Consider the following 24,791-nt stretch of genomic DNA (forward strand, 5'->3'; position numbering starts at 1 on the left):
TTAAGCTCTCTAGCGCCGATGGTAGTTGGGACCTTGTCCCTGTGAGAGTAGGACGTCGCCAAGCAACTAAAACACGAGTCATTTGACTCGTGTTTTTTCGTGTTTTCTTTTATAATTCATAGTAATTTAAAAAATCTTTACTTAAAGAATCGTCCTTTTGATTAAAGATTGTGAAATGTGGCTAGGATAGTGAATAAGCAAAAGAGTTGCAAATTTTTTTAATACGTATATAATTAAAGTCAAAGATAGTCAAAGTCAATAAAGGTGGCGGATAAATGAGAAATATATCTGATATCATTGAGAAATATCTAAAGCAAGTTATTGACTTAAGTAATAATAATGTGATTGAAATCAAGAGGAATGAGATCGCGGATCGATTCGATTGTGTTCCGTCTCAAATCAACTATGTAATCAATACCCGTTTTACGTTAGAAAGAGGATTCGTAGTAGAAAGTAAACGAGGTGGAGGAGGTTACATTCGCATTATAAAAGTCAAACTGCATGACGATATAGACATTATTGATCAAATGCTTCATATGATTGATCATAGCGTTGCACAAGGAAATGCAGAAAGTATGGTTATACGTTTAATAGAAGAGGGCATCATAACAAATCGTGAAGCTAAACTTATGTTAAGTGTACTAGATCGTTCTGTATTATTAATGGATGTTCCTTCTCGAGATGAACTTAGGGCTCGAATATTATGCGCAATGTTAAGAACACTGAAATATAAATAAATATAACTTTTGTAAAAAATGATAACTAAGATAATGCAGTTTAATATTGTAGAGATTTTGAAAGGCAACATGTGCTTTTATTAAATGGATTAAGGCAAGAGAACAATCTAGTAATGTATGAAAAGTATCATGAGATAGATCGTTCCTGTTGTAAAGGTGGGGATAGCGATGACTTGTCAAAATTGTAATATAAGACCAGCAACTTTACATTATACAAAAGTAATCAACGAAAAAAAGGCGGAAGTTCATCTTTGTGAGCAATGTGCAGAACAAAGTGGCTATACGTCTTTCTTTCAATCACAGCAGTCTAATTTTTCATTCAATGAACTATTAGCTGGATTATTACATGGTGAATCAGCAATGTTTGAAGAAGGACAAAATACATTTTCAAATACAAATATACTAAGATGTCCAGATTGTAAGATGACATATGAACAATTTACAAAAGTGGGACGCTTTGGTTGTGCTTCTTGCTACGATACATTTAAAGAGCATTTAAAACCATTATTAAAACGTCTACACGGTGGACATACAGATCATTGTGGAAAAATTCCAGAGCGTATAGAAGGAAATATCCACTTAAAGAAAGAATTAGATGAACTAAAACTCACTCTGAAGCAATCTGTACAAAAAGAGGAGTTTGAGAAAGCTGCTGAAATACGAGATGAAATTCGAGGTCTTGAAAATCAGCTTAGTGAGCATAGAGAGGGGGAATAGTTCTATGTCACTGGACAGAATTATGAACGAAGCAATTAGTCCGTGGATGAAGGGAGATGGCCCTGATTCTGATATTGTTTTAAGTAGTCGAATTCGTTTGGCTCGTAATTTAAAAAAATATCAATTCTCTACTATGCAAAACGAGAAAGAAGCTAAACAGATTCATGAATTATTTAAGAAGCAGTTTGTAAATAAACCGGTAGAACCTTTTGGGAAGTTTGAGCTATTAAAAATGAATGAATTAAATCCTCTTCAAAGGAGGGTTTTAGTTGAGAAGCATTTAATTAGTCCGAATCTTGCAGGAACAGAATACGGAGCATGTTTACTATCAGAAAGTGAACATATTAGTATCATGCTTAATGAAGAGGATCACGTTAGGATTCAGTGCTTATTCTCAGGGTTACAGTTATCAAAGGCGCTTCAGAGTGCCAATCAAATAGATGATTGGATCGAGGAAGAGGTTGAATACGCTTTTGATGAATCACTTGGATATATTACGAGTTGTCCTACTAACGTTGGTACAGGATTAAGGGCCTCTGTAATGATTCATTTACCGGGACTCGTTTTAACGAAAAGGATTAACCGTATTATACAGGTAATTCAAAAATTAGGGCTAGTAGTAAGAGGAATATACGGTGAAGGTAGCGAAGCGTTAGGTAATATATTTCAAGTGTCCAATCAAATGACGCTAGGTAAAGCAGAAGAAGATATTATTGCAGATTTAAAGAGTGTCATTCAACAAATTATACAACAAGAAAAAATAGCTAGAGAATTAATCGTACAAAATTCGAGCATTGAGCTTGAAGATAAAGTATATCGTTCTTACGGTATACTCTCCAATAGTCGTTTAATCCAATCAGCGGAAGCGGCTACTTGTTTATCAGATGTACGACTTGGTATTGACCTAGGATATATAAAAGGGATATCAAGAAATATTTTGACTGAGTTAATGGTCCTTACTCAGCCAGGCATTTTGCAGCAATATGCAGGAGGGCCTTTAGGGCCAGAAGAAAGAGATTACCGAAGAGCAACCTTAATCCGTGAGCGATTACGTATTGAACAAAACTAAGCGCAAGTAGGAGGCGATTTCTATGATGTTTGGAAGATTTACAGAACGAGCACAGAAAGTATTAGCTTTATCTCAAGAGGAAGCAATTCGCATTGGGCATAATAATATTGGTACAGAACATATTTTACTTGGGCTTGTACGCGAAGGCGAAGGGATTGCAGCAAAAGCGTTAATTGCTCTTGGATTAAGTCCAGAGAAAGTTCAAAAAGAGGTAGAAGCATTAATTGGGCGTGGAACAGAAGCTTCACAAACAGTACATTACACACCTCGTGCTAAAAAGGTTATTGAGTTGTCTATGGATGAAGCGCGTAAGCTGGGCCATTCCTACGTTGGAACAGAACATGTTTTACTTGGTTTAATCCGTGAAGGTGAAGGGGTAGCGGCACGTGTTTTAAACAATTTAGGTGTAAGTCTAAACAAGGCAAGGCAACAAGTACTGCAACTCCTTGGAAGTAACGAAGCTAGTTCAGGTCACCAAGGCGGTTCGTCAACAAATGCAAATACACCTACACTTGACAGTTTAGCACGCGACTTAACAGTTGTTGCACGTGAAAATCGTTTAGATCCTGTTATTGGACGTAGTAAAGAAATTCAACGTGTAATTGAAGTGTTAAGCCGTAGAACAAAAAACAATCCAGTATTAATTGGAGAACCTGGTGTAGGTAAGACAGCAATTGCAGAAGGATTAGCACAGCAAATTGTAAATAATGAAGTTCCTGAAACTTTAAGAGATAAGCGTGTTATGACATTAGATATGGGGACAGTTGTAGCTGGAACAAAATATCGTGGTGAATTTGAAGACCGTTTAAAGAAAGTGATGGATGAAATTCGTCAAGCAGGCAATATTATTCTATTTATTGATGAGCTTCATACATTAATTGGTGCAGGTGGAGCAGAGGGTGCAATTGATGCGTCAAATATTTTAAAACCATCTTTAGCTCGTGGTGAATTGCAATGTATTGGGGCGACAACTTTAGATGAATATCGTAAATATATTGAAAAAGACGCAGCTTTAGAGAGACGTTTTCAGCCAATCCATGTTGATGAGCCGAGTTTAGAGGAATCAATTCAAATTTTGAAAGGCTTACGTGATCGTTACGAGGCGCATCACCGTGTATCTATTACAGATGATGCAATCGATGCGGCTGTAAAACTTTCAGATCGTTATATTACAGATCGTTTCTTACCTGATAAAGCAATTGATTTAATTGATGAGGCTGCATCAAAAGTACGTTTACGTTCTTACACAACACCGCCGAACTTAAAAGAGCTTGAAGTGAAGCTTGAGGAAATTAGAAAAGAAAAAGATGCAGCTGTACAAAGTCAAGAATTTGAAAAAGCTGCTTCCTTACGTGATATGGAACAACGTTTACGTGAAAAGTTAGAAGATACAAAACGCCAGTGGAAAGAGCAACAAGGAAAAGAAAATTCAGAAGTAACAGTAGAAGACATTGCAAATGTCGTTTCCACATGGACACGTATCCCAGTTTCTAAACTTGCACAAACAGAGACAGATAAATTATTAAACTTAGAATCAATTTTACATGATCGTTTAATTGGTCAAGATGAAGCAGTCGTAGCTGTGGCAAAAGCTGTTCGTCGTGCAAGAGCAGGATTAAAAGATCCGAAGCGCCCAATTGGTTCATTTATTTTCTTAGGACCAACAGGTGTAGGTAAAACGGAACTTGCAAGAGCGTTAGCGGAATCTATGTTCGGTGATGAGGATGCGATGATTCGTATCGATATGTCTGAGTACATGGAGAAGCATTCTACTTCTCGTTTAGTTGGATCTCCTCCAGGATATGTTGGATATGAAGAAGGTGGACAATTAACAGAGAAAGTTCGTCGTAAGCCATATTCAGTTGTCCTATTAGATGAGGTAGAGAAAGCTCATCCTGATGTGTTTAATATTTTACTACAAGTATTAGAAGATGGTCGTTTAACGGATTCTAAAGGGCGTACAGTTGATTTCCGTAATACAATTGTTATTATGACGTCTAACGTCGGTGCAGAAGCGTTAAAACGTAATAAACATCTTGGCTTTAACGTACAAGATGAGAGCCGCGATTATTCAGATATGAAAGGTAAAGTAATGGATGAACTGAAAAAGGCATTCCGTCCAGAATTCTTAAACCGTATTGATGAAATTATCGTGTTCCATATGCTTGAGAAAAAACATATTCAAGAGATTGTAACACTTATGGTTAATCAGTTAGTGAAGCGCTTAAAAGAACAAGAGATTGAATTACACCTAACAGAAGGAGCGATTGCAGCGATTGCTGATAAAGGATTTGATCGTGAATACGGTGCTCGTCCACTTCGTAGGGCAATTCAGAAGCATGTGGAAGATAGACTGTCAGAAGAACTGTTAAAAGGCGCTATTGAGAAAGGACAAAAAGTTATCTTTGATGTAGAAGGAGAATCATTTGTCATTCATAGTGCGGAAAAGGTAAAATAAGTATAGACAAACAAAGAGGGCTACGCGATAGCCCTCTTTCTTGTACGAGAAGGATAAACGTTTATAGATGAAAGTGAAGTGAACTATAAAAAGATATGGCTAAAAAGAAAACGAAGTTTACATGTCAAGAATGTGGTTATCAGTCACCAAAATATATGGGGAAATGTCCTGGATGTGGTCAATGGAATACACTTGTTGAAGAGATGGAACCGGTTGTATCATCAAGGCGCCTTAATTATGCCAATGCAATCCAATCAGAAGTAACAAAACCAAGACGTCTAACAGAAGTAGAAACAAAGTCAGAGGCGCGTATTGAAACGAAATTCCAAGAGTTTAACCGTGTACTCGGTGGTGGGATTGTAGATGGGTCCTTAGTACTTATTGGTGGAGACCCTGGGATTGGAAAATCAACATTGTTATTACAAATTTCATCGCAATTAGCAGATTCTTCATATGATGTACTATACATATCAGGTGAGGAGTCAGCAAAGCAGATTAAACTTCGTGCAGATCGTTTGGATGTAAAGGGTAGTAATCTATTTGTTGTAGCAGAGACTGATTTACAGCGAATTGCAGCGCACATTGAAGAGATGAATCCAGCTTTTGTTGTTATTGACTCCATTCAGACGATACATTTACCTGAAGTGACGTCAGCCCCAGGGAGTGTAGCACAAGTACGTGAATGTACAGCAGAATTAATGAAACTTGCAAAGACGAAAGGGATTCCTATTTTTATCGTCGGACATGTGACAAAAGAGGGGGCAATTGCAGGACCACGTATGCTAGAACATATGGTTGATGCAGTTCTTTACTTTGAAGGAGATCGTCACCATACATATCGTATTTTGCGAGCTGTGAAGAACCGTTTTGGTTCCACAAATGAAATGGGTATCTTTGAAATGAAGGAACTAGGTCTTGCAGAAGTACTAAATCCTTCTGAAATTTTCCTTGAGGAACGACCAGTTGGAGTTGCAGGATCCACAGTGGTCGCTTCAATGGAAGGAACAAGACCGGTTTTAGTAGAAATACAAGCATTAATCTCCCCTACTAGTTTTGGGAATCCTCGAAGAATGGCGACGGGAATTGATCATAACCGCGTTTCACTTATTATGGCAGTGCTAGAAAAAAGAACAGGTTTATTGTTGCAAAATCAAGACGCATATTTAAAAGTTGCGGGTGGCTTGAAATTAGATGAACCAGCAATCGATTTAGCTGTCGCCTTAAGTATTGCTTCAAGTTTCAGAGATAAAGCTACTGCACCAACCGATGCGGTAATAGGAGAAGTAGGCCTAACTGGAGAAATAAGAAGAGTATCAAGAATTGAACAACGTGTACAAGAAGCAGCGAAATTAGGATTTCAACGTGCTATTATTCCTAGAAAAAATTTGGGAGGATGGACAATTCCAGATGGGATTGAGGTAGTAGGTGTTTCTAATTTAGGAGAAGCGCTTCGTTTGACATTAGGAGGCTAGGCTATGGAGGAAAACAAGCAACGTGTTAAAAGTATGATTAACATTCTACAGCTTGTTGCCCCGGGAACACCACTACGCGAAGGGATAGATAACGTACTTCGTGCGCAAACTGGAGGGCTAATTGTTCTTGGGTATAATGAGCAGATTAAAAGTATTGTTGATGGAGGATTTCACATTAATTGTGCATTCTCACCGGCTAGTTTATATGAATTAGCAAAAATGGATGGAGCACTTATTTTAAATGAAACTGGGAGCAAAATTTTAATTGCAAATGCACAATTAGTTCCAGATCCATCCATTGATTCTATTGAAACAGGTATGCGTCACCGAACGGCAGAGCGTGTAGCGAAGCAGACGGCTAGCCTTGTTGTTGCTATTTCACAAAGACGTAACGTAATTACACTATATCAAGGGAATTTACGTTATACACTAAAAGATATAGGTGTAATTTTAACAAAAGCAAACCAAGCTATTCAAACGTTAGAAAAATATAAAGCTGTATGGAATGATGGGATAACGAATTTGGGCATTCTAGAATTTGAAGAGGTCGTTACAATGTCCGAAGTAGTTCACGTTTTACATAGTGTTGAAATGGTACTGCGTATTAAAAATGAAATATTGAGCTACATTCATGAGTTAGGAACGGAAGGAAGGTTAATTCGTTTACAACTTACAGAATTACTGGCCGACTTAGAAGCAGAGGCAGCGTTATTAATTAAGGATTATTATCAAGAAAAAACGCAGGATCACCATCAAATTTTGAAAAAGTTACAAGATCTTGCAAATACACAGCTTTTAGAGGATAGCGATTTAGTTAAATTGCTTGGCTATCCAGGGCAAATGAGCTTAGAAGAAAGTGTGACACCGAGGGGATACCGAATCACAAGCAAAATTTCTCGTGTTCCACCACTTATCATTGAAAATTTAATTAATCGATTTAAAACATTGCAAGGTGTTTGTCGTGCAACTATTAATGAATTGGATGATGTGGAAGGAATTGGGGAAGTTAGGGCGAAGAAAATACGAGAGGGCCTAAAAAGAATTCAAGAGCATCTCTATATGAGTAGACACAATTAAGAATATTACATTGATTCCATAATATAACGACACTAGAACATTTTTGGTATATGATATGGTATATTGGTAAATAAAACTATTTACAAAAAAACACGTCCGCTTTTGCATTCGGCGTTTTGATTAGCAAAACAATGGTTAATAATGAGTAGGAGGTGGTTGGATGTTAAAACGGATCGTACAGCTCTTCTTTTTAGTGATCGGGGGAGCGTTAGGGATTTACTTAATCCCAAAAGTTATTAATGTATTAGACATCGGTGCTGTTCCTTTATTGGAGGGATCGTATGTTCGTGCAATTATTGGTGCAATTATTTTATTTTTAACAACATTTTGGCTTGTAGATTATATTGTTCAACTTATTAAGCATATTGAAGAGGCACTTGTAAAGGCGCCTGTAGCAGATGTTTTATTTGGTACATTAGGGTTGATCTCTGGTCTTATTGTTGCATATTTAATTTTAATACCAATTCGAGAATTTACAATTCCAGTTATTAGCACAGTGTTGCAAGTATTCTTTACTCTTTTACTTGGGTATTTAGGATTCCAAGTAGGATTTAAAAAGAGGAATGAATTGCTAGGGTTATTTACATTACCCCAACGCGGAGGTAAGAAGAAAAACAATAGCGAGAACGAAGAGGCAGAGGTAGAAAAATCTACAACTCATTGGAAAATTCTCGATACGAGTGTAATTATTGATGGACGTATTGCTGATATTTGCCAAACGAAATTTTTAGAAGGAACAATTGTGATTCCACAATTCGTATTAGAAGAGCTTCAGCATATTGCCGATTCTTCCGATGCTTTAAAGCGTAATCGTGGTCGCAGAGGATTAGACATTTTAAATCGTATTCAAAAAGAGATGCCAATTCCGGTAGAAATTTATGAAGGCGATTTCGAGGATATCCAAGAAGTGGATAGCAAACTTGTAAAGTTAGCGAAAGTCACTGGTGGAACTGTAGTAACGAATGATTTCAACTTAAATAAAGTTTCTGAATTACAAGGAGTAACTGTGTTAAACATTAATGATTTAGCGAATGCAATTAAACCAGTTGTACTCCCTGGTGAAGAATTAAGTGTTTATGTTGTGAAAGACGGTAAAGAACAAAATCAAGGTGTTGCATACTTAGATGATGGCACGATGATTGTAGTAGAAGACGGTAGAGAATATGTCGGCTCGCAACTTAATGTACTTGTTACGAGTGTGTTGCAAACATCGGCTGGTCGTATGATTTTCGCCAAACGTAAATTATTAGAAAAAGCATTATAAGTAGAGGATTATTAATATGTATACATTAATTATTCCAGCAGCGGGACAAGGAAAACGGATGGGTGCTGACAAAAATAAGTTATTCTTACTTATAAATGAAGTGCCGATTATTGTGCATACATTACGTGCTTTTGAAAAAGATAGAGCATGCAAAAGTATTATTATGGCAATTAACGAAGAAGAACGCCCGTATTTTGAGGAGTTAATGCAGAAGTACCCAGTTGAAAAACAGGTGCAATTTATTCAAGGCGGGGCTGAAAGGCAAGATAGCGTATATAATGCGCTTCAGCATGTGAGCGGAGTCGAGTATGTTCTCGTACACGATGGTGCGCGCCCGTTCGTAACGAATAAAATGATACAAGATGTATTAACTACAGCAGAGAAATATGGTGCTTCCATTTGTGCGGTGCCAGTGAAGGATACCATTAAGAAAGTAGAACAGGGTGTTGTTGTTGAAACGGTAGAACGTTCTCAGCTTCAAGCGGTTCAAACACCGCAAGGATTTTCTGTTCCTCTTTTATTAGAGGCCCATAGAAGTGCAAAGCAAAGTTGTTTTCTTGGTACAGATGATGCAAGTCTCGTAGAACGTGTCGGGAAGCAAGTAGGCGTAGTACAGGGGAGTTACTATAATATTAAAGTGACGACTCCAGAGGATTTACTAATTGCTGAAAGTTTCCTTCATGTTCAGAAGAAATAGAAGTGATGGTATTATAGTAAAGAAAAGCTCGGCAGTTGCCGAGCTTTTCTTTATAGGGATAGCAATATAATATAGAATTCATAAAGTAGTTTAGACTGAGGAGGATGTAAAGAATGTTTCGAATTGGACAAGGTTTTGATGTACATGAATTTGCGGAAGGTAGACCGTTAATTATCGGCGGAATTACAATTCCTTATGAAAAAGGATTAATCGGTCACTCGGATGCAGATGTATTGTTACATACGATTGCTGACGCATGTCTAGGGGCAATTGCAGCAGGAGATATTGGAAAGCATTTTCCTGATACAGATCCTGCCTTTAAAGATGCGGATTCAGCTGTATTGTTACAAAAGGTTTGGGAATTTGTGCGTGAACAAGGTTATGAGCTAGGGAACCTAGATTGTACAATTATTGCCCAAAAGCCAAAAATGGCACCGCATATTGAATGTATGCGTAAACGCATTAGTGAACTATTAGAAACGTCTATTGATAATATTAATGTAAAGGCAACAACAACAGAAAAATTAGGATTTACAGGTAGAGAAGAAGGGATTGCTTCTCAAGCGGTTGTTTTATTACAGAAAAAATAGTGGTTTTTAATTCGTAAGATGGATAATCACGTTTTTTTGGTGTACAATTATAGAATGTGTTGACATTAAGATTGGAAGGTGTACCAATTATGGAAAAGCAAGTGAGAGTGCGCTATGCGCCAAGTCCAACAGGACACTTACATATCGGAAATGCGCGTACGGCATTATTTAATTATTTATTTGCTCGTCATCAAGATGGTAAGTTTATTATTCGTATTGAAGATACTGATGTAAAACGTAATGTTGCTGGTGGAGAAGAAAGCCAATTAAAATACTTGAAATGGCTCGGTATGGACTGGGATGAAGGTGTTGATGTTGGTGGTGAATTCGGACCATATCGTCAAACAGAGCGTTTAGATCTTTATAAAAAATTATATGTAGATTTATTAGAGCGTGGTTTAGCTTACAAATGTTATATGACAGAAGAAGAGCTAGAAGCAGAGCGTGAAGGTCAAATCGCTCGTGGTGAAACACCGCGTTATGCAGGAAATCACCGTGATTTAACTGAAGAGCAAATGAAAGAGTTTGAGGCTGAAGGCCGCATTCCAAGCATTCGCTTCCGTGTACCAACTGATCGCGATTACACGTTTAAAGATATCGTAAAAGATGAAGTTGCATTCCATTCAAATGATTTTGGCGATTTCGTTATCGTGAAAAAAGATGGAATTCCAACTTATAACTTTGCGGTAGCAGTAGATGATCACTTAATGGAAATTACACACGTACTTCGTGGTGATGATCATATTTCAAACACGCCAAAACAAATGATGATTTATGAAGCTTTCGGTTGGGATATCCCGCAATTCGGTCATATGACTTTAATTGTAAATGAAAGCCGTAAAAAGCTAAGTAAGCGTGACGAATCTATTATTCAATTTATTGAGCAATATAAAGAGCTTGGGTATCTTCCAGAAGCAATCTTTAACTTTATTGCACTATTAGGTTGGTCACCAGTAGGAGAAGAAGAAATTTTCTCTCAAGATGAGTTTATCAAAATGTTTGATGCAGCTCGTTTATCAAAATCACCTGCATTATTTGATTCTCAAAAACTAAAATGGATGAACAACCAATATATGAAAAAGCAAAATTTAGATGCGGTTGTTGAACTAAGCTTACCGCATTTAGTGAAAGCGGGCCGCGTAGGTGAAAACTTAAGCGAACAAGAACAAGTTTGGGTTCGTGATGTAATTGCTTTATATCATGACCAAATGAGTTTTGGAGCTGAAATTGTAGAGCTTTCTGAAATGTTCTTTAAAGATCATGTTGATCATGAAGAAGAAGGACAAGAAGTATTGAAAGGTGAACAAGTACCTGAAGTACTTCGTACATTTGCCAATCAATTAGAAGCTCTAGAAGCAATGGAGCCAGCAGCAGTTAAGGCGGCTATTAAAGCAGTTCAAAAGGAAACAGGACATAAAGGTAAAAACTTATTTATGCCAATCCGTGTTGCTACTACTGGACAAACACATGGTCCAGAACTTCCTAATGCGATTGCTCTTCTTGGAAAAGAAAAAGTTTTAAATCGTATTCAAAAAGTAATTGGTTAACATTTTCTAGGTTTAGCAATATAATAAGTATACCTAAAATCTAATAAGGAAAAGCGACGAGAAGGAGAAGTAGAAAATCAGGCTTTTTACAGAGAGAACCACCCTTAGGCTGGAAGTGGTTTATAAGCGGATTTTTGAAATGCCCCTTCGAGTCTTCTGTTGAACAGCGAAGCATTTCGCGGAACGTCTTAGGGCGCAAAGTAAACAGAAGCGGTTTAAACCGTTATCATGGATGAGTTTGAGGCTTCTTTAGCCTAAACAGAGTGGAACCGCGCTTATAAGGCGTCTCTGTCTATATGACAGAGGCGTCTTTTTTTTATACCATGTAAATGGGTGTGAGTATAAGTTTTATCCCCTTGTATAAAGATTTAGGAGTAAGTGGGGATTTAGGGGATTTAGTTCACTCGAAAAAAGCAGCCCATAAAGGGGAGGGAACATCGATGTTTAAGAGGCTTCGGGAAGATATTGAAGTCGTTTTTGAACAGGATCCAGCGGCACGAAGTTATTTCGAAGTCATTTTAACTTACTCTGGATTACATGCAGTTTGGGCTCATCGAATTGCACATGCTTTTTATAAAAGGAATTTTTTCTTTATGGCACGTTGGATTTCGCAGGTTAGTCGTTTTTTTACTGGTATTGAGATTCATCCAGGAGCAACTATTGGTCGTCGTTTTTTCATTGATCATGGAATGGGGGTTGTGATTGGCGAAACGTGTGAAATTGGCGAAAATGTAACAATTTATCAAGGTGTCACATTAGGTGGTACAGGTAAAGAAAAAGGAAAGAGGCACCCTACAATTCAGGATAATGTATTAATTGCAACAGGTGCTAAAGTACTAGGCTCTATCACTGTTGGAGAGAATTCTAAAATTGGAGCAGGATCTGTCGTGTTAAAGGAAGTTCCTGCGCATTCTACAGTTGTAGGTATACCTGGCCGAGTCGTTATTCAAAATGGAGTAAAGATTGGTCAAGAATTAAATCATTCTGATCTTCCGGATCCGATTTTTGATAAATTAAAGGTTATGGAAGCAGAACTTGATAAATTGAGAAAGCAACTTGAAGTGAAGGTAGAAAGGAAGGATAAAAATGACTATTCACATTTATAATACGTTAACGCGTCAAAAAGAAGAGTTTATGCCATTAGAAGAAAATAAGGTAAAGATGTATGTGTGCGGACCTACAGTGTATAACTACATTCACATTGGGAATGCAAGACCACCTATGGTATTTGATACAGTACGTCGTTACTTAGAATATAAAGGATATGAAGTGCAGTATGTATCTAACTTTACTGACGTGGATGATAAATTAATTAAGGCGGCAAACGAATTAGGTGAAGATGTACCGACAATTGCTGATCGTTTTGTTGAAGCGTACTTTGAAGATGTAACAGCGCTAGGTTGCAAACATGCGACGGTTCATCCGCGTGTAACGGAAAATATGGATATCATTATTGAATTTATTCAAGAACTTGTGAATAAAGGGTATGCATATGAATCAGAAGGTGATGTGTACTTTAGAACGAAAGAATTCGAGGGTTACGGTAAATTATCGCATCAACCAATCGCAGACTTACGTCACGGTGCACGTATTGAAGTAGGAGAAAAGAAACAAGACCCTCTTGACTTTGCTTTATGGAAGGCTGCGAAAGAAGGAGAAATCTTCTGGGAAAGCCCATGGGGGAAAGGACGCCCAGGATGGCATATTGAATGCTCAGCGATGGCGCGTAAATATTTGGGGGATACAATTGATATTCATGCTGGTGGTCAAGACTTGGCATTCCCTCATCATGAAAACGAAATCGCACAGTCTGAGGCGTTGACTGGAAAAACATTTGCACGTTACTGGATGCATAATGGATATATTAATATTGATAATGAGAAAATGTCTAAGTCACTTGGAAACTTTATTTTAGTTCACGATATTATTAAGCAATATGATCCGCAGTTAATTAGATTCTTTATGTTATCAGTACATTACCGTCATCCAATTAACTTTAGCGAAGAGTTATTACAAAGTACGAATAATGGGCTAGAAAGAATTAAAACAGCTTACGGTAATTTAAAGCATCGTATGGAGAGTAGTGCAGATTTAACAGATCATAATGAGAAATGGTTAGCTGAAATGGAAAAATTCCAGGCTGCATTTGAAGAAGCAATGGATGATGATTTCAATACGGCTAATGCGATTACTGAATTATATAATGTAGCAAATCACGCAAATCAATATTTATTAGAAGAACATACTTCTAAAGTTGTAATTGGAGCATACGTGAAACAACTTGAAACATTATTTGATATTTTAGGATTAGAATTAGCGCAAGAAGAATTACTTGATGAAGAAATTGAGGCGCTTATCCAAAAGCGTATTGAAGCTCGTAAAAATCGTGATTTCGCATTATCCGATCAAATTCGTGATGATTTAAAAGAACGTAATATTATTTTAGAAGATACCGCTCAAGGTACAAGATGGAAAAGAGGATAAAAATGATTGATGCAAAGCAATTGAACAGCTTAGCGTTAGCATATATGGGTGATGCGGTATACGAACAATATATCCGCTATCACCTTCTTCAAAAAGGAACAGTTCGCCCTAATCAATTACATCGCTTAGGGACGAGCTTTGTTTCGGCAAAAGCACAGGCGAAAGTTGTTTATCATTTATTAGAGACGGCATTTTTGACAGAGGAAGAAGAGGCAGTACTAAGAAGAGGGCGCAATGCGAATTCGGGTACTGTTCCGAAGAATACGGATGTACAAACATACCGATATAGTACAGCTTTGGAAGCTCTAATCGGTTATCATCACTTATTAAATAATCGTGAAAGATTAGACGAAATTGTATATAAGGCAATTGCTGTTTTAGAAGAAAAGGAAGGGAGCACATCATCATGAGTAGTGAATATATTATCGGACGTAACCCTGTAATTGAAGCGTTACGATCAGGGAGAGATATTAATAAAATTTGGATCGCAGAAGGTGCTGCCAAAGGGCAAGTACAGATTGTACTGGCATTAGCGAAAGAAAATAAAGTTATTTTGCAACATGCACCGAAGAAGAAATTAGATCAATTAGTTGAGGGGAATCATCAAGGTGTAATTGCTCAAGTAGCTGCATATCAATATGCTGAGCTAGAAGATTTATTTAAACTAGCAGAAAAACGTAATGAAGATCCGTTCTTCTTAATTTTAGATGAAATTGAAGATCCGCATAATCTAGGCTCTATTATGCGTACAGCTGATGCGACGGGAGCTCATGGAATTATTATTCCGAAAAGAAGAGCAGTAGGACTTACAGCGTCAGTTGCGAAAGCGTCGACTGGGGCAATTGAATATATTCCTGTTGCGCGTGTAACAAATTTATCTCGTACAATTGATGAATTAAAAGAACGTGGACTTTGGATTGCTGGTACAGATGCCAAAGGGAAAACAGATTACCGTAATTTAGATGGTAAAATGCCAATCGGATTAGTAATCGGTAGTGAAGGAAAAGGTATGAGTCGTATTATTGGTGAAAAATGTGATTTCCTAATTACTTTACCAATGGTTGGTAAAGTTACATCCTTAAATGCTTCAGTAGCCGCAAGTTTGTTAATGTATGAGGTATATCGTAAACGTCACGAAATTGGTAAATAAAAAATGAACGATATTTTAATCGTTGACGGTTACAACATTATCGGGGCTTGGGGAGACTTGAAGGAACTACGGGATGTAGATTTGCAATCATCAAGAGACGCGCTTATTGATAAGATGGCGGATTATCAAGGTTATACAGGAACGAAAGTAATGATAGTCTTTGATGCCTATACAGTCCATGGAATTGAAAAAAAGATGAAACAATCGCGGGTGGAAGTAATATTCACGCGTAAGAATCAAACTGCGGACGAAAAGATAGAGAAACTTGCAATCGAGCTTAGAAATATTAATACACAAATATATGTTGCGACTTCTGATTATACGGAACAATGGGTTATATTTGCGCAAGGTGCCCTTCGGAAATCTGCGCGTGAATTAGAGTTAGAAGTACAAGCGATGGAGCAACAAGTAAGAAGACGCACGAAAGACACGAAAGAAAATCAACCAGCCATGCGAAAGATATTTAGTAAGGATATTACAGAAAAGTTAGAAAAATTAAGAAGAGGAGAGCGTTGAAGCATTGACGCTCTTTATCTTTTTACTGTATAATATTGCTAAATAAATAGCGGTCGGAGGGATCAAGGTGGAAGCAGGCTTCGTAAGTGTAGGCGACGTTACATTTCGTGATTTAGAGGATGAGGCAATCGTTGAGTTAGTTCGAAAAGGTAATACTGACGCTCTAGAATATTTAATACACAAATATAAGAACTTTGTTCGCGCGAAATCAAGATCGTATTTCTTAGTGGGTGCCGATCGAGAAGATATTGTTCAAGAAGGTATGATTGGATTGTTTAAAGCTATTCGTGATTATAAAGAGGACAAGCTATCTTCGTTCAAAGCATTTGCTGAACTGTGTATCACTCGACAAATTATTACCGCTATTAAAACAGCAACAAGGCAAAAACATATTCCATTAAATTCGTATGTGTCTTTAGATAAGCCGATTTACGATGAGGAATCTGATCGAACACTGTTAGATGTTATTTCGGAAGCGAAAGTAACTGATCCTGAAGAAATGATTATAAGTCAGGAAGAATATACCGACATAGAATCAAAAATATCTGAATTATTAAGCGATTTAGAAAGAAAAGTACTCTCTTTATACTTAGATGGCCGTTCCTATCAAGAAATTTCAGAACAGTTAAACAGACATGTGAAATCCATTGATAATGCATTGCAGCGTGTGAAAAGGAAGTTGGAACGATATATGGAAATGAGAGAGAGTACAAATTTAAATTCATAGAAAATACCGCAGGTGTAAATTAATTCACCTGTTTTCTTTTTGTAAAGAGAGTGAGAGTCATGACATTGACATTGTCTTTTGTTGTATGATACATTTTTAGGGACATAACGTTACAAGGCTGGTGTAACTAATGAGGAAAAAAGTTGTACTCTCATGTGAAGAGTGTAAAAATCGAAACTACTCTACGATGAAAGATACGAGCTCAGTAGAGCGACTTGAGATAAAGAAGTTTTGTAAAACATGCAATAAGCATACAGTTCACAAGGAAACAAAATAAATAATTGAAATAATAAACTGGAGGTCCCGTAGATGCGTTTAACGAACTTTTTCGGCGATGTAGGTCGCGAAATGAAAAAAGTAAGTTGGCCTAAAAAAGATGAATTACTCCGCTCAACAGCGACTGTTATCGCTACAGTTGTGTTCTTTGCGATTTTCTTCGCAGTAGTTGATATGGGCATTTCTTCTTTAATTCGGTTAATTCTTGGTTAATTCTTGAATAAGAAGCACTTATCCATGATATAATGTTATTTATAAGAACTGTGTAAAAGCCCGGTGAACGGGTTTTTTCATTTGCGCAAAAAAATGTACGTCAGGGAGGGAAGGACGCTCGTCCTAAATGAATGGAAAAAAGTTGGTATGTTGTCCATACTTATTCTGGATATGAAAATAAAGTAAAAGCAAACCTAGAGAAACGTGTAGAATCAATGGGTATGCAAGATAAAATTTTCCGTGTTGTTGTCCCGGAAGAAGTAGAAGTAGAAATGAGAAATGGTAAAGAAAAATTAATGAAAAGAAAAGTGTTCCCAGGTTACGTGTTAGTGGAACTAATCATGACTGATGACTCTTGGTATGTTGTTCGTAATACACCAGGTGTAACAGGTTTTGTTGGTTCTTCGGGTTCTGGATCTAAACCATCTCCTCTATTAGAAGAGGAAGTTGTTACCATTATGAAACATATGGGAATGGACAACGAAGTGGTTGATTTCGACTTTGAACTTCATGAGACAGTACGTGTAAATGAGGGTCCATTCGCAGATTATACAGGTGCTATTGAAGAAATTGATGTGGAGAAGAAGAAAGTTAGTGTGCTTGTAGACATGTTTGGTCGCGAGACTCCAGTTGAACTTGACTTCCATCAAATTGAAAAATTATAAAATGAAACTTGAAATGAATTGTAAAAAGTGATAATATCTTTTAAGTCAGTACGTCTTCGTTATCGGAGACGTTTTTTGAAAGATTTTATCGTTACAGATAAAATATGACGTGGGAGGGCAAATCACTGTCCAATTGACCACATCACGGACTTAAGGAGGTGTGTCTCGTGGCTAAAAAGGTAATTAAAATGGTAAAGCTTCAAATTCCTGCAGGTAAAGCTAACCCAGCTCCACCAGTTGGTCCAGCATTAGGACAAGCAGGTGTTAACATCATGGGCTTCTGTAAAGAGTTTAACGCTCGTACAGCGGATCAAGCTGGTCTTATCATCCCTGTTGAAATTACGGTATTTGAGGACCGTTCATTCACTTTCATTACTAAAACTCCTCCTGCTGCTGTTCTTCTTAAGAAAGTAGCTGGTATTGAGTCTGGTTCTGGTGAACCAAACCGTAATAAAGTGGCAACTGTTAAGCGTGATAAAGTACGCGAAATCGCTGAAACTAAAATGCCTGACCTAAACGCTGCTAGCGTAGAAGCTGCAATGCGTATGGTTGAAGGTACTGCACGCAGTATGGGCATCGTTATCGAAGACTAATTCGATTTGTTTTTAAAAAAAGGTTGCGGGTCTGGAATTCCAATTCGCAACCTTTATTATCGTAAATGATTATCGTTTTTTAAATAAAAGGATGGCGCGCATCCTCAGGTTAACCCTGAAAAAAAGGCGTAAACGTGGGAGGTTATTCCGCTAAAACCACATTCGAGGAGGAAATAAAAATGGCTAAAAGAGGTAAAAAGTACGTAGAAGCTGCGAAGCTTGTTGATCGTGCAGCTGCTTACTCTGCAACAGAAGCAGTAGAATTAGTAAAGAAAACAAACACAGCTAAATTTGATGCAACTGTAGAAGCTGCATTCCGTTTAGGCGTTGACCCTAAGAAAGCTGACCAACAAATTCGTGGCGCAGTTGTTCTTCCACACGGTACTGGTAAAGTACAACGTGTATTAGTATTCGCTAAAGGCGAAAAAGCAAAAGAAGCTGAAGCTGCTGGCGCTGAATTCGTAGGCGATGCTGATTACATCGGTAAAATCCAACAAGGTTGGTTCGATTTCGATGTAGTAGTAGCAACTCCTGACATGATGGGTGAAGTTGGTAAACTTGGTCGCGTATTAGGACCTAAAGGTTTAATGCCAAACCCTAAAACTGGAACAGTTACTTTCGATGTAACTAAAGCTGTTAACGAAATCAAAGCTGGTAAAGTTGAATACCGCGTTGATAAAGCTGGTAACATCCACGTTCCAATCGGTAAAGTATCTTTCGAAGATGCTAAACTAGTAGAAAACTTCAAAACAATTGCTGACACGCTACAAAAAGCTAAGCCAGCTGCTGCAAAAGGTACTTACATGAAGAATGCAACTGTTGCTTCTACAATGGGACCTGGCGTACGCGTAGACGTTTCTACACTTGCGTAAAAATTGGAAGTTGACTTCATAAAGAAGTTTTAATATAATTATTTATGTTGTGAATTTAAATAGTGTACCGTAGACAGTAGGTGTCATTCGACTTAATTTCCTACCTAGGTGTTAATATACGAAGCGGAATCTTTTTTCTGTGACTATATGCCTCCATGTCTACAAGTTGGGCATGGAGGTTTTTAGTGCACTTTCGGTACATCTTCTATATAATCTACAGGAGGTGTAATAACATGAGCAAAGTAATCGAAACTAAACAACAAGTTGTAACTGAAATCGCTGAAAAACTTCGTGAGAGTAAATCTACAATCGTTGTTGACTACCGTGGTTTAACAGTTTCTGAAGTAACAGAATTACGTAAAAACTTACGTGAGGCTGGCGTTGAGTTCAAAGTTTACAAAAACTCTTTAACTCGTCGTGCTGCAGAGTCTGCTGAAATGGCTGAGTTAAACGAATTCTTAACAGGACCAAACGCAATCGCGTTCAGTAACGAGGATGTAGTTGCTCCTGCGAAAGTATTAAACGACTTCGCTACAAAACATGAAGCTTTAGAAATTAAAGCGGGCGTAATCGAAGGTAAACTTGTAACACTTGATGAGGTTAAAGCTATCGCTACTCTTCCATCACGTGAAGGCTTACTTTCTATGCTTCTTAGCGTTCTTCAAGCTCCAATCCGTAACCTTGCACTTGCTACTAAAGCAGTTGCAGAGCAAAAGGAAGAGCAAGGCGCTTAATTTTTTAAAAGATAATTACTTGTTATCTATAAAACAATACAAACCTATTTAAGGGAGGATATTTACAATGACTAAAGAACAAATCATTGAAGCAGTTAAATCTATGACTGTATTAGAACTTAACGACTTAGTAAAAGCTATCGAGGAAGAATTCGGCGTAACTGCTGCTGCTCCTGTAGCTGTAGCTGGTGGCGCTGGTGAAGCTGCTGCTGAGAAAACTGAATTTGACGTAGTACTTGCAAGTGCTGGCGCTCAAAAAATCAAAGTTATCAAAGCTGTACGTGAAATCACTGGTCTTGGCTTAAAAGAAGCTAAAGAATTAGTTGACAACACTCCAAAAGCAATCAAAGAAGGCGTTTCTAAAGAGGAAGCTGAAGAAATGAAAGCTAAACTTGAAGAAGTTGGCGCTGCTGTAGAAGTTAAGTAATTAACTTTTGATGCTTTAAAAAAAGCTCGCTCTCATGCGAGCTTTTTTTTTAACTGTAAAGAAAAGAGGTGGCCATATGGCAGACCATTATTTTTCTAACGACCCTTCTAGTAAAAGTGATCGTAAACGATGGGAATTTACACTTCGTGAATCTCGATTTACTTTTTTATCTGACCACGGGGTGTTCTCGAAAAACGAAGTGGACTTTGGTTCTCGTCTTTTAATTGAAGCGTTTCAAATGCCGGATATTAAAGGTGATATATTAGACGTAGGTTGCGGATACGGTCCTATTGGTTTGTCGTTAGCGAAAGAGTTTCAAGGTCGCGACGTTCACATGGTGGATGTGAACGAAAGGGCGCTTGGGCTTGCGAAAGAAAACGCCGCTAATAACAGAATCGAGAATATACGTATTTTTCAAAGTAGCGTCTATGAAAATGTAGATGGCAAGTATGCTGCTATTCTATCTAACCCTCCAATTCGTGCTGGTAAAGATGTCGTGCACGAGATTTTAGAAAAGGCTGTGGAGTATTTGGTTTCAGGTGGAGAATTGTGGATTGTTATTCAAAAGAAACAAGGTGCACCATCTGCGCTGAAGAAACTAGAAGAAGTATTTTCTGAAGTTGAAGTTGTAGAAAAGAAAAAAGGATATTATATCATAAAATCAAAAAAGCGTTGACGGTTATTTTTGGCTATGTTAACATTATACAATGCCAATATATGATTTTCTGCGTTGAGAAAGATGTATATTTTTGTTTCTCTTGGAAAAGATAGTAAAATCAGCAGATTATGAAACAGAATGATGGTTTTCTTAAAGAAGCCATTTTTCTTTTTTGAGCAGGTAGAAAGACTCAACGTATCTATCTTTAAGAGAAAAAACTACGCTAATAGCAGTAGTTGTATTTATTTGTGATTTTGCACAAATTTTTTTGTGCATTTATAATACTCATGATTTGAGGGGTGAAGCAGTTGACAGGTCAACTAGTTCAATACGGACGCCACCGCCAACGAAGAAGTTATGCCCGTATTAGTGAAGTATTAGAGTTACCAAATCTTATCGAAATTCAAACCTCTTCTTATCAGTGGTTTCTTGATGAGGGTTTGCGAGAAATGTTCCAAGACATTTCTCCGATCGAAGACTTTACGGGAAATCTATCGCTTGAATTTATCGACTACAGCTTAGGTGAACCTAAATACTCTGTAGACGAATGCAAAGAGCGTGATGTGACGTATGCAGCACCACTTCGTGTAAAAGTGCGTCTAATCAACAAGGAAACTGGTGAAGTAAAAGAACAAGATGTGTTCATGGGAGATTTCCCACTCATGACAGAGACTGGAACATTCGTAATTAACGGTGCAGAACGTGTTATCGTTTCCCAGTTAGTTCGCTCTCCAAGCGTATACTATAGTGGCAAAGTGGATAAAAACGGAAAACGTGGTTTTACTGCTACTGTAATTCCAAACCGCGGAGCTTGGTTAGAGTATGAAACAGATGCTAAGGATGTTGTATATGTGCGTATTGACCGTACGCGTAAACTTCCTGTAACTGTTTTGTTACGCGCATTAGGGTTTGGCTCTGATCAAGAAATCACCGAGCTTTTAGGTGATAACGAATACTTAAGCAATACGTTAGAAAAAGACAACACAGATAGCACAGAAAAAGCATTGCTTGAAATTTATGAGCGTCTACGTCCTGGTGAACCACCAACAGTAGAAAATGCAAAGAGCTTACTTGTGTCTCGTTTCTTTGATCCAAAGCGCTACGATTTAGCAAATGTAGGTCGCTATAAGATCAACAAAAAGCTACACATTAAAAACAGATTGTTTAACCAACGTTTAGCTGAAACATTAGTGGATCCAGAAACTGGTGAAATTTTAGCGGCAGAAGGAACAATCTTAGATCGTCGTACACTGGATCGCATTTTACCTTACTTAGAGAAGAACATTGGATTCAAAACAGCGAAACCAATGGGTGGAGTGGTAGAAGGCGATGTTGAGCTGCAATCTATTAAGATTTATGCTCCAGAATCAGAAGGCGAACGTTCTATCAACGTAATTGGGAATGCAAATATTACTCGCGATGTAAAACACATCACACCAGGTGATATTCTGGCTTCTATTAGTTACTTCTTCAACTTACTATACAAAGTAGGGGATACAGATGATATTGACCACTTAGGAAACCGTCGTCTGCGTTCAGTAGGAGAACTATTACAAAACCAATTCCGTATCGGTCTTTCTCGTATGGAACGTGTTGTTCGTGAGAGAATGTCGATTCAAGATACAAATGCAATTACACCACAGGCATTAATCAATATTCGTCCTGTTATTGCATCTATTAAAGAGTTCTTCGGAAGTTCTCAGTTATCTCAGTTCATGGACCAAACAAACCCATTAGCAGAGTTAACTCACAAACGAAGACTATCTGCATTAGGACCCGGTGGTTTAACGCGTGAGCGCGCAGGCTTTGAAGTACGTGACGTTCACTACTCTCACTATGGTCGTATGTGTCCAATTGAAACACCAGAGGGACCAAACATCGGTTTGATTAACTCATTATCTTCGTTCGCGAAAGTAAATGAGTTTGGTTTCATCGAAACACCATACCGTCGTGTTGACCCAGAAACTGGTCTTGTAACAGGGCATGTTGATTATTTAACAGCAGATGAAGAAGATAATTATGTTGTAGCCCAAGCGAATATGAAATTATCTGAAGAAGGGGAATTCCTTGATGAAGATATCGTAGCTCGTTTCCGTGGTGAAAACATTGTCACAAATAAAGAGCGCATCGACTACATGGATGTATCTCCAAAACAAGTAGTGTCGGCAGCGACAGCTTGTATTCCGTTCTTAGAAAACGATGACTCTAACCGCGCACTTATGGGAGCGAACATGCAACGTCAGGCGGTTCCGTTAATGAATCCGGAATCTCCGATTGTAGGTACAGGTATGGAGTACGTATCAGCAAAAGACTCAGGTGCTGCAGTAATCTGTAAACACCCTGGTGTTGTTGAGCGCGTAGAAGCACGTGAAATTTGGGTACGTCGTTATGTAGAAGTTGACGGTCAAACAGTAAAAGGCGATTTAGATCGCTACAAAATGCAGAAATTCATTCGTTCTAACCAAGGAACTTGTTACAACCAACGTCCAATCGTAAGTGTTGGAAATGAAGTTGTAAAAGGTGAAATCCTTGCGGATGGTCCTTCTATGGAACTAGGCGAATTAGCACTTGGACGTAACGTGCTTGTTGGCTTCATGACATGGGACGGTTATAACTACGAGGATGCGATCATCATGAGTGAGCGCCTTGTAAAAGATGATGTGTACACTTCTATTCATATTGAAGAATATGAGTCAGAAGCTCGTGATACGAAGCTTGGACCAGAAGAAATTACACGTGATATCCCGAATGTTGGAGAAGATGCACTTCGTAACCTTGACGAGCGCGGTATTATTCGCGTCGGTGCTGAAGTAAAAGATGGAGACCTACTTGTTGGTAAAGTAACACCAAAAGGTGTAACAGAATTAACGGCAGAAGAACGTCTATTACATGCAATCTTCGGTGAAAAAGCACGTGAAGTACGTGATACATCACTACGTGTACCACACGGTGGTGGCGGTATTATCTTAGACGTAAAAGTATTCAACCGTGAAGATGGCGATGAATTGCCACCAGGCGTGAATCAACTTGTACGTGCATATATCGTTCAAAAACGTAAAATTTCTGAAGGTGACAAGATGGCCGGACGTCACGGTAACAAAGGTGTTATCTCTCGTATTTTACCAGAAGAAGATATGCCTTACTTACCAGACGGTACGCCAATCGATATCATGTTAAACCCATTAGGGGTACCATCTCGTATGAATATCGGTCAGGTATTAGAGCTTCATCTTGGTATGGCAGCAAGATATCTTGGTATTCACATTGCAACACCAGTATTCGATGGTGCTCGTGAGGAAGATGTATGGGGCACAATTGAAGAAGCTGGTATGGCAAATGACGCGAAAACAATCCTGTATGACGGACGTACTGGTGAACCATTCGATAACCGTGTATCTGTTGGTGTCATGTATATGATCAAACTTGCGCACATGGTTGACGATAAACTTCATGCTCGTTCTACTGGACCATACTCACTTGTAACGCAGCAACCTCTTGGAGGTAAAGCTCAGTTCGGTGGACAGCGTTTCGGTGAGATGGAGGTTTGGGCACTTGAAGCTTACGGTGCTGCTTATACTCTTCAAGAAATCTTAACAGTGAAGTCTGATGATGTTATTGGACGTGTTAAGACGTATGAAGCAATTGTTAAAGGCGAAAATGTTCCAGAACCAGGCGTTCCAGAATCATTCAAAGTATTGATTAAAGAACTGCAAAGTTTAGGTATGGACGTTAAAATGATGTCTAGCGACGACACAGAAATTGAAATGCGTGATACGGAAGATGACGATGATCATCAATCAGCAGATAAATTGAATGTCGAAGTTGAGACAACTAAGGAATAATTGGGA

General features: G+C 38.1%; 25 protein-coding genes and 2 other annotated features. All 25 genes read left to right on the forward strand.

Annotated features, from left to right (window positions below; genetic code table 11):
• The first annotated feature begins 275 nt into the window (after positions 1 to 275).
• The 25 genes from ctsR (at position 276) to rpoB (ending at position 24,785) form a co-directional block, all read left to right on the forward strand.
• Entirely contained in the window at positions 276 to 737 is a 462-nt protein-coding gene (gene ctsR / locus BAU27_RS08550) for a transcriptional regulator CtsR (RefSeq protein ID WP_001244553.1), read from the forward strand.
• Positions 738 to 905: 168 nt separating this feature from the next.
• Positions 906 to 1,454 carry a protein-arginine kinase activator protein McsA gene (gene mcsA / locus BAU27_RS08555; protein WP_071770660.1) on the forward strand — a complete coding sequence of 183 codons (549 nt, stop codon included), beginning with the start codon at positions 906 to 908 and terminating at the stop codon, positions 1,452 to 1,454.
• A gap of 4 nt (positions 1,455 to 1,458) precedes the next feature.
• Positions 1,459 to 2,523 carry a protein-arginine kinase McsB gene (gene mcsB / locus BAU27_RS08560; protein ID WP_071770661.1) on the forward strand — a complete coding sequence of 355 codons (1,065 nt, stop codon included), beginning with the start codon at positions 1,459 to 1,461 and terminating at the stop codon, positions 2,521 to 2,523.
• A gap of 22 nt (positions 2,524 to 2,545) precedes the next feature.
• Positions 2,546 to 4,981, forward strand: coding sequence for an ATP-dependent protease ATP-binding subunit ClpC (clpC, locus tag BAU27_RS08565; protein WP_071747352.1), 2,436 nt, complete (start codon positions 2,546 to 2,548; stop codon positions 4,979 to 4,981).
• 95 nt (positions 4,982 to 5,076) lie between these two features.
• Positions 5,077 to 6,453, forward strand: coding sequence for a DNA repair protein RadA (gene radA, locus BAU27_RS08570; protein WP_071747351.1), 1,377 nt, complete (start codon positions 5,077 to 5,079; stop codon positions 6,451 to 6,453).
• 3 nt (positions 6,454 to 6,456) lie between these two features.
• On the forward strand, positions 6,457 to 7,530 hold the full coding sequence (disA, locus tag BAU27_RS08575) for a DNA integrity scanning diadenylate cyclase DisA (protein WP_071747350.1): 1,074 nt from the start codon (positions 6,457 to 6,459) through the stop codon (positions 7,528 to 7,530).
• 160 nt (positions 7,531 to 7,690) lie between these two features.
• Entirely contained in the window at positions 7,691 to 8,794 is a 1,104-nt protein-coding gene (locus BAU27_RS08580) for a PIN/TRAM domain-containing protein (RefSeq protein ID WP_071747349.1), read from the forward strand.
• 16 nt (positions 8,795 to 8,810) lie between these two features.
• A complete protein-coding gene (gene ispD, locus BAU27_RS08585) occupies positions 8,811 to 9,491 on the forward strand; it encodes a 2-C-methyl-D-erythritol 4-phosphate cytidylyltransferase (protein WP_071747348.1) in 681 nt (226 codons plus the stop codon).
• A gap of 113 nt (positions 9,492 to 9,604) precedes the next feature.
• A complete protein-coding gene (gene ispF / locus BAU27_RS08590) occupies positions 9,605 to 10,081 on the forward strand; it encodes a 2-C-methyl-D-erythritol 2,4-cyclodiphosphate synthase (RefSeq protein ID WP_071747347.1) in 477 nt (158 codons plus the stop codon).
• A gap of 89 nt (positions 10,082 to 10,170) precedes the next feature.
• Positions 10,171 to 11,628 (forward strand): glutamate--tRNA ligase, encoded by a 1,458-nt coding sequence (gene gltX / locus BAU27_RS08595; RefSeq protein WP_071770662.1) that lies wholly within the window; start codon positions 10,171 to 10,173, stop codon positions 11,626 to 11,628.
• A 47-nt stretch (positions 11,629 to 11,675) separates the two neighbouring features.
• Positions 11,676 to 11,921: a binding site (T-box leader), on the forward strand.
• A gap of 147 nt (positions 11,922 to 12,068) precedes the next feature.
• The gene (gene cysE, locus BAU27_RS08600) at positions 12,069 to 12,734 is read left to right on the forward strand and encodes a serine O-acetyltransferase (protein ID WP_002113299.1); all 666 of its coding nucleotides are present in this window, start codon (positions 12,069 to 12,071) and stop codon (positions 12,732 to 12,734) included.
• Positions 12,715 to 14,112, forward strand: coding sequence for a cysteine--tRNA ligase (cysS, locus tag BAU27_RS08605; RefSeq protein WP_071770663.1), 1,398 nt, complete (start codon positions 12,715 to 12,717; stop codon positions 14,110 to 14,112). The genes cysE and cysS overlap by 20 nt, the downstream gene beginning before the upstream one ends.
• A gap of 2 nt (positions 14,113 to 14,114) precedes the next feature.
• The gene (locus tag BAU27_RS08610; protein ID WP_000564269.1) at positions 14,115 to 14,522 is read left to right on the forward strand and encodes a Mini-ribonuclease 3; all 408 of its coding nucleotides are present in this window, start codon (positions 14,115 to 14,117) and stop codon (positions 14,520 to 14,522) included.
• Entirely contained in the window at positions 14,519 to 15,262 is a 744-nt protein-coding gene (gene rlmB, locus BAU27_RS08615; RefSeq protein WP_071747344.1) for a 23S rRNA (guanosine(2251)-2'-O)-methyltransferase RlmB, read from the forward strand. The genes BAU27_RS08610 and rlmB overlap by 4 nt, the downstream gene beginning before the upstream one ends.
• 3 nt (positions 15,263 to 15,265) lie before the next feature.
• A complete protein-coding gene (locus tag BAU27_RS08620) occupies positions 15,266 to 15,778 on the forward strand; it encodes an NYN domain-containing protein (protein WP_071747343.1) in 513 nt (170 codons plus the stop codon).
• Between the two features lie 67 nt (positions 15,779 to 15,845).
• Entirely contained in the window at positions 15,846 to 16,505 is a 660-nt protein-coding gene (locus BAU27_RS08625) for an RNA polymerase factor sigma-70 (protein ID WP_000387197.1), read from the forward strand.
• A gap of 130 nt (positions 16,506 to 16,635) precedes the next feature.
• Positions 16,636 to 16,782 carry a 50S ribosomal protein L33 gene (gene rpmG, locus BAU27_RS08630; protein WP_012260172.1) on the forward strand — a complete coding sequence of 49 codons (147 nt, stop codon included), beginning with the start codon at positions 16,636 to 16,638 and terminating at the stop codon, positions 16,780 to 16,782.
• Between the two features lie 32 nt (positions 16,783 to 16,814).
• Positions 16,815 to 16,994, forward strand: a complete 180-nt coding sequence (gene secE / locus BAU27_RS08635; RefSeq protein ID WP_001241321.1) for a preprotein translocase subunit SecE — start codon at positions 16,815 to 16,817, stop codon at positions 16,992 to 16,994.
• A 131-nt stretch (positions 16,995 to 17,125) separates the two neighbouring features.
• Positions 17,126 to 17,659, forward strand: a complete 534-nt coding sequence (gene nusG, locus BAU27_RS08640) for a transcription termination/antitermination protein NusG (RefSeq protein ID WP_000415796.1) — start codon at positions 17,126 to 17,128, stop codon at positions 17,657 to 17,659.
• Between the two features lie 167 nt (positions 17,660 to 17,826).
• Positions 17,827 to 18,252, forward strand: a complete 426-nt coding sequence (rplK, locus tag BAU27_RS08645) for a 50S ribosomal protein L11 (RefSeq protein ID WP_001085872.1) — start codon at positions 17,827 to 17,829, stop codon at positions 18,250 to 18,252.
• 179 nt (positions 18,253 to 18,431) lie between these two features.
• Positions 18,432 to 19,124 (forward strand): 50S ribosomal protein L1, encoded by a 693-nt coding sequence (gene rplA / locus BAU27_RS08650; RefSeq protein WP_002074134.1) that lies wholly within the window; start codon positions 18,432 to 18,434, stop codon positions 19,122 to 19,124.
• A gap of 49 nt (positions 19,125 to 19,173) precedes the next feature.
• Positions 19,174 to 19,318: a sequence feature (ribosomal protein L10 leader region), on the forward strand.
• Positions 19,319 to 19,357: 39 nt separating this feature from the next.
• A complete protein-coding gene (gene rplJ, locus BAU27_RS08655) occupies positions 19,358 to 19,858 on the forward strand; it encodes a 50S ribosomal protein L10 (RefSeq protein WP_000048724.1) in 501 nt (166 codons plus the stop codon).
• A gap of 67 nt (positions 19,859 to 19,925) precedes the next feature.
• Positions 19,926 to 20,285 carry a 50S ribosomal protein L7/L12 gene (gene rplL / locus BAU27_RS08660; RefSeq protein WP_000159737.1) on the forward strand — a complete coding sequence of 120 codons (360 nt, stop codon included), beginning with the start codon at positions 19,926 to 19,928 and terminating at the stop codon, positions 20,283 to 20,285.
• 76 nt (positions 20,286 to 20,361) lie between these two features.
• On the forward strand, positions 20,362 to 20,961 hold the full coding sequence (locus tag BAU27_RS08665; RefSeq protein WP_071747342.1) for a class I SAM-dependent methyltransferase: 600 nt from the start codon (positions 20,362 to 20,364) through the stop codon (positions 20,959 to 20,961).
• 290 nt (positions 20,962 to 21,251) lie between these two features.
• Positions 21,252 to 24,785, forward strand: a complete 3,534-nt coding sequence (rpoB, locus tag BAU27_RS08670; protein WP_071747341.1) for a DNA-directed RNA polymerase subunit beta — start codon at positions 21,252 to 21,254, stop codon at positions 24,783 to 24,785.
• Positions 24,786 to 24,791: the final 6 nt, after the last annotated feature.

The organism is Bacillus sp. NH11B, from assembly GCF_001884205.1.
Taxonomy (GTDB): Bacteria; Bacillota; Bacilli; order Bacillales; family Bacillaceae_G; genus Bacillus_A; species Bacillus_A proteolyticus.

Coding starts and splice junctions, on each gene's coding strand:
- BAU27_RS08620 (WP_071747343.1), top strand. CDS start 15,266: ATGAACGATATTTTAATCGTTGACGGTTACAACATTATCGGGGCTTGG.
- nusG (WP_000415796.1), top strand. CDS start 17,126: ATGGAAAAAAGTTGGTATGTTGTCCATACTTATTCTGGATATGAAAAT.
- rpmG (WP_012260172.1), top strand. CDS start 16,636: ATGAGGAAAAAAGTTGTACTCTCATGTGAAGAGTGTAAAAATCGAAAC.
- BAU27_RS08580 (WP_071747349.1), top strand. CDS start 7,691: ATGTTAAAACGGATCGTACAGCTCTTCTTTTTAGTGATCGGGGGAGCG.
- mcsA (WP_071770660.1), top strand. CDS start 906: ATGACTTGTCAAAATTGTAATATAAGACCAGCAACTTTACATTATACA.
- gltX (WP_071770662.1), top strand. CDS start 10,171: ATGGAAAAGCAAGTGAGAGTGCGCTATGCGCCAAGTCCAACAGGACAC.
- radA (WP_071747351.1), top strand. CDS start 5,077: ATGGCTAAAAAGAAAACGAAGTTTACATGTCAAGAATGTGGTTATCAG.
- cysE (WP_002113299.1), top strand. CDS start 12,069: ATGTTTAAGAGGCTTCGGGAAGATATTGAAGTCGTTTTTGAACAGGAT.
- rlmB (WP_071747344.1), top strand. CDS start 14,519: ATGAGTAGTGAATATATTATCGGACGTAACCCTGTAATTGAAGCGTTA.
- clpC (WP_071747352.1), top strand. CDS start 2,546: ATGATGTTTGGAAGATTTACAGAACGAGCACAGAAAGTATTAGCTTTA.
- rplL (WP_000159737.1), top strand. CDS start 19,926: ATGACTAAAGAACAAATCATTGAAGCAGTTAAATCTATGACTGTATTA.
- ctsR (WP_001244553.1), top strand. CDS start 276: ATGAGAAATATATCTGATATCATTGAGAAATATCTAAAGCAAGTTATT.
- disA (WP_071747350.1), top strand. CDS start 6,457: ATGGAGGAAAACAAGCAACGTGTTAAAAGTATGATTAACATTCTACAG.
- rplA (WP_002074134.1), top strand. CDS start 18,432: ATGGCTAAAAGAGGTAAAAAGTACGTAGAAGCTGCGAAGCTTGTTGAT.
- BAU27_RS08610 (WP_000564269.1), top strand. CDS start 14,115: ATGATTGATGCAAAGCAATTGAACAGCTTAGCGTTAGCATATATGGGT.
- ispD (WP_071747348.1), top strand. CDS start 8,811: ATGTATACATTAATTATTCCAGCAGCGGGACAAGGAAAACGGATGGGT.
- BAU27_RS08665 (WP_071747342.1), top strand. CDS start 20,362: ATGGCAGACCATTATTTTTCTAACGACCCTTCTAGTAAAAGTGATCGT.
- secE (WP_001241321.1), top strand. CDS start 16,815: ATGCGTTTAACGAACTTTTTCGGCGATGTAGGTCGCGAAATGAAAAAA.
- mcsB (WP_071770661.1), top strand. CDS start 1,459: ATGTCACTGGACAGAATTATGAACGAAGCAATTAGTCCGTGGATGAAG.
- cysS (WP_071770663.1), top strand. CDS start 12,715: ATGACTATTCACATTTATAATACGTTAACGCGTCAAAAAGAAGAGTTT.
- ispF (WP_071747347.1), top strand. CDS start 9,605: ATGTTTCGAATTGGACAAGGTTTTGATGTACATGAATTTGCGGAAGGT.
- rplJ (WP_000048724.1), top strand. CDS start 19,358: ATGAGCAAAGTAATCGAAACTAAACAACAAGTTGTAACTGAAATCGCT.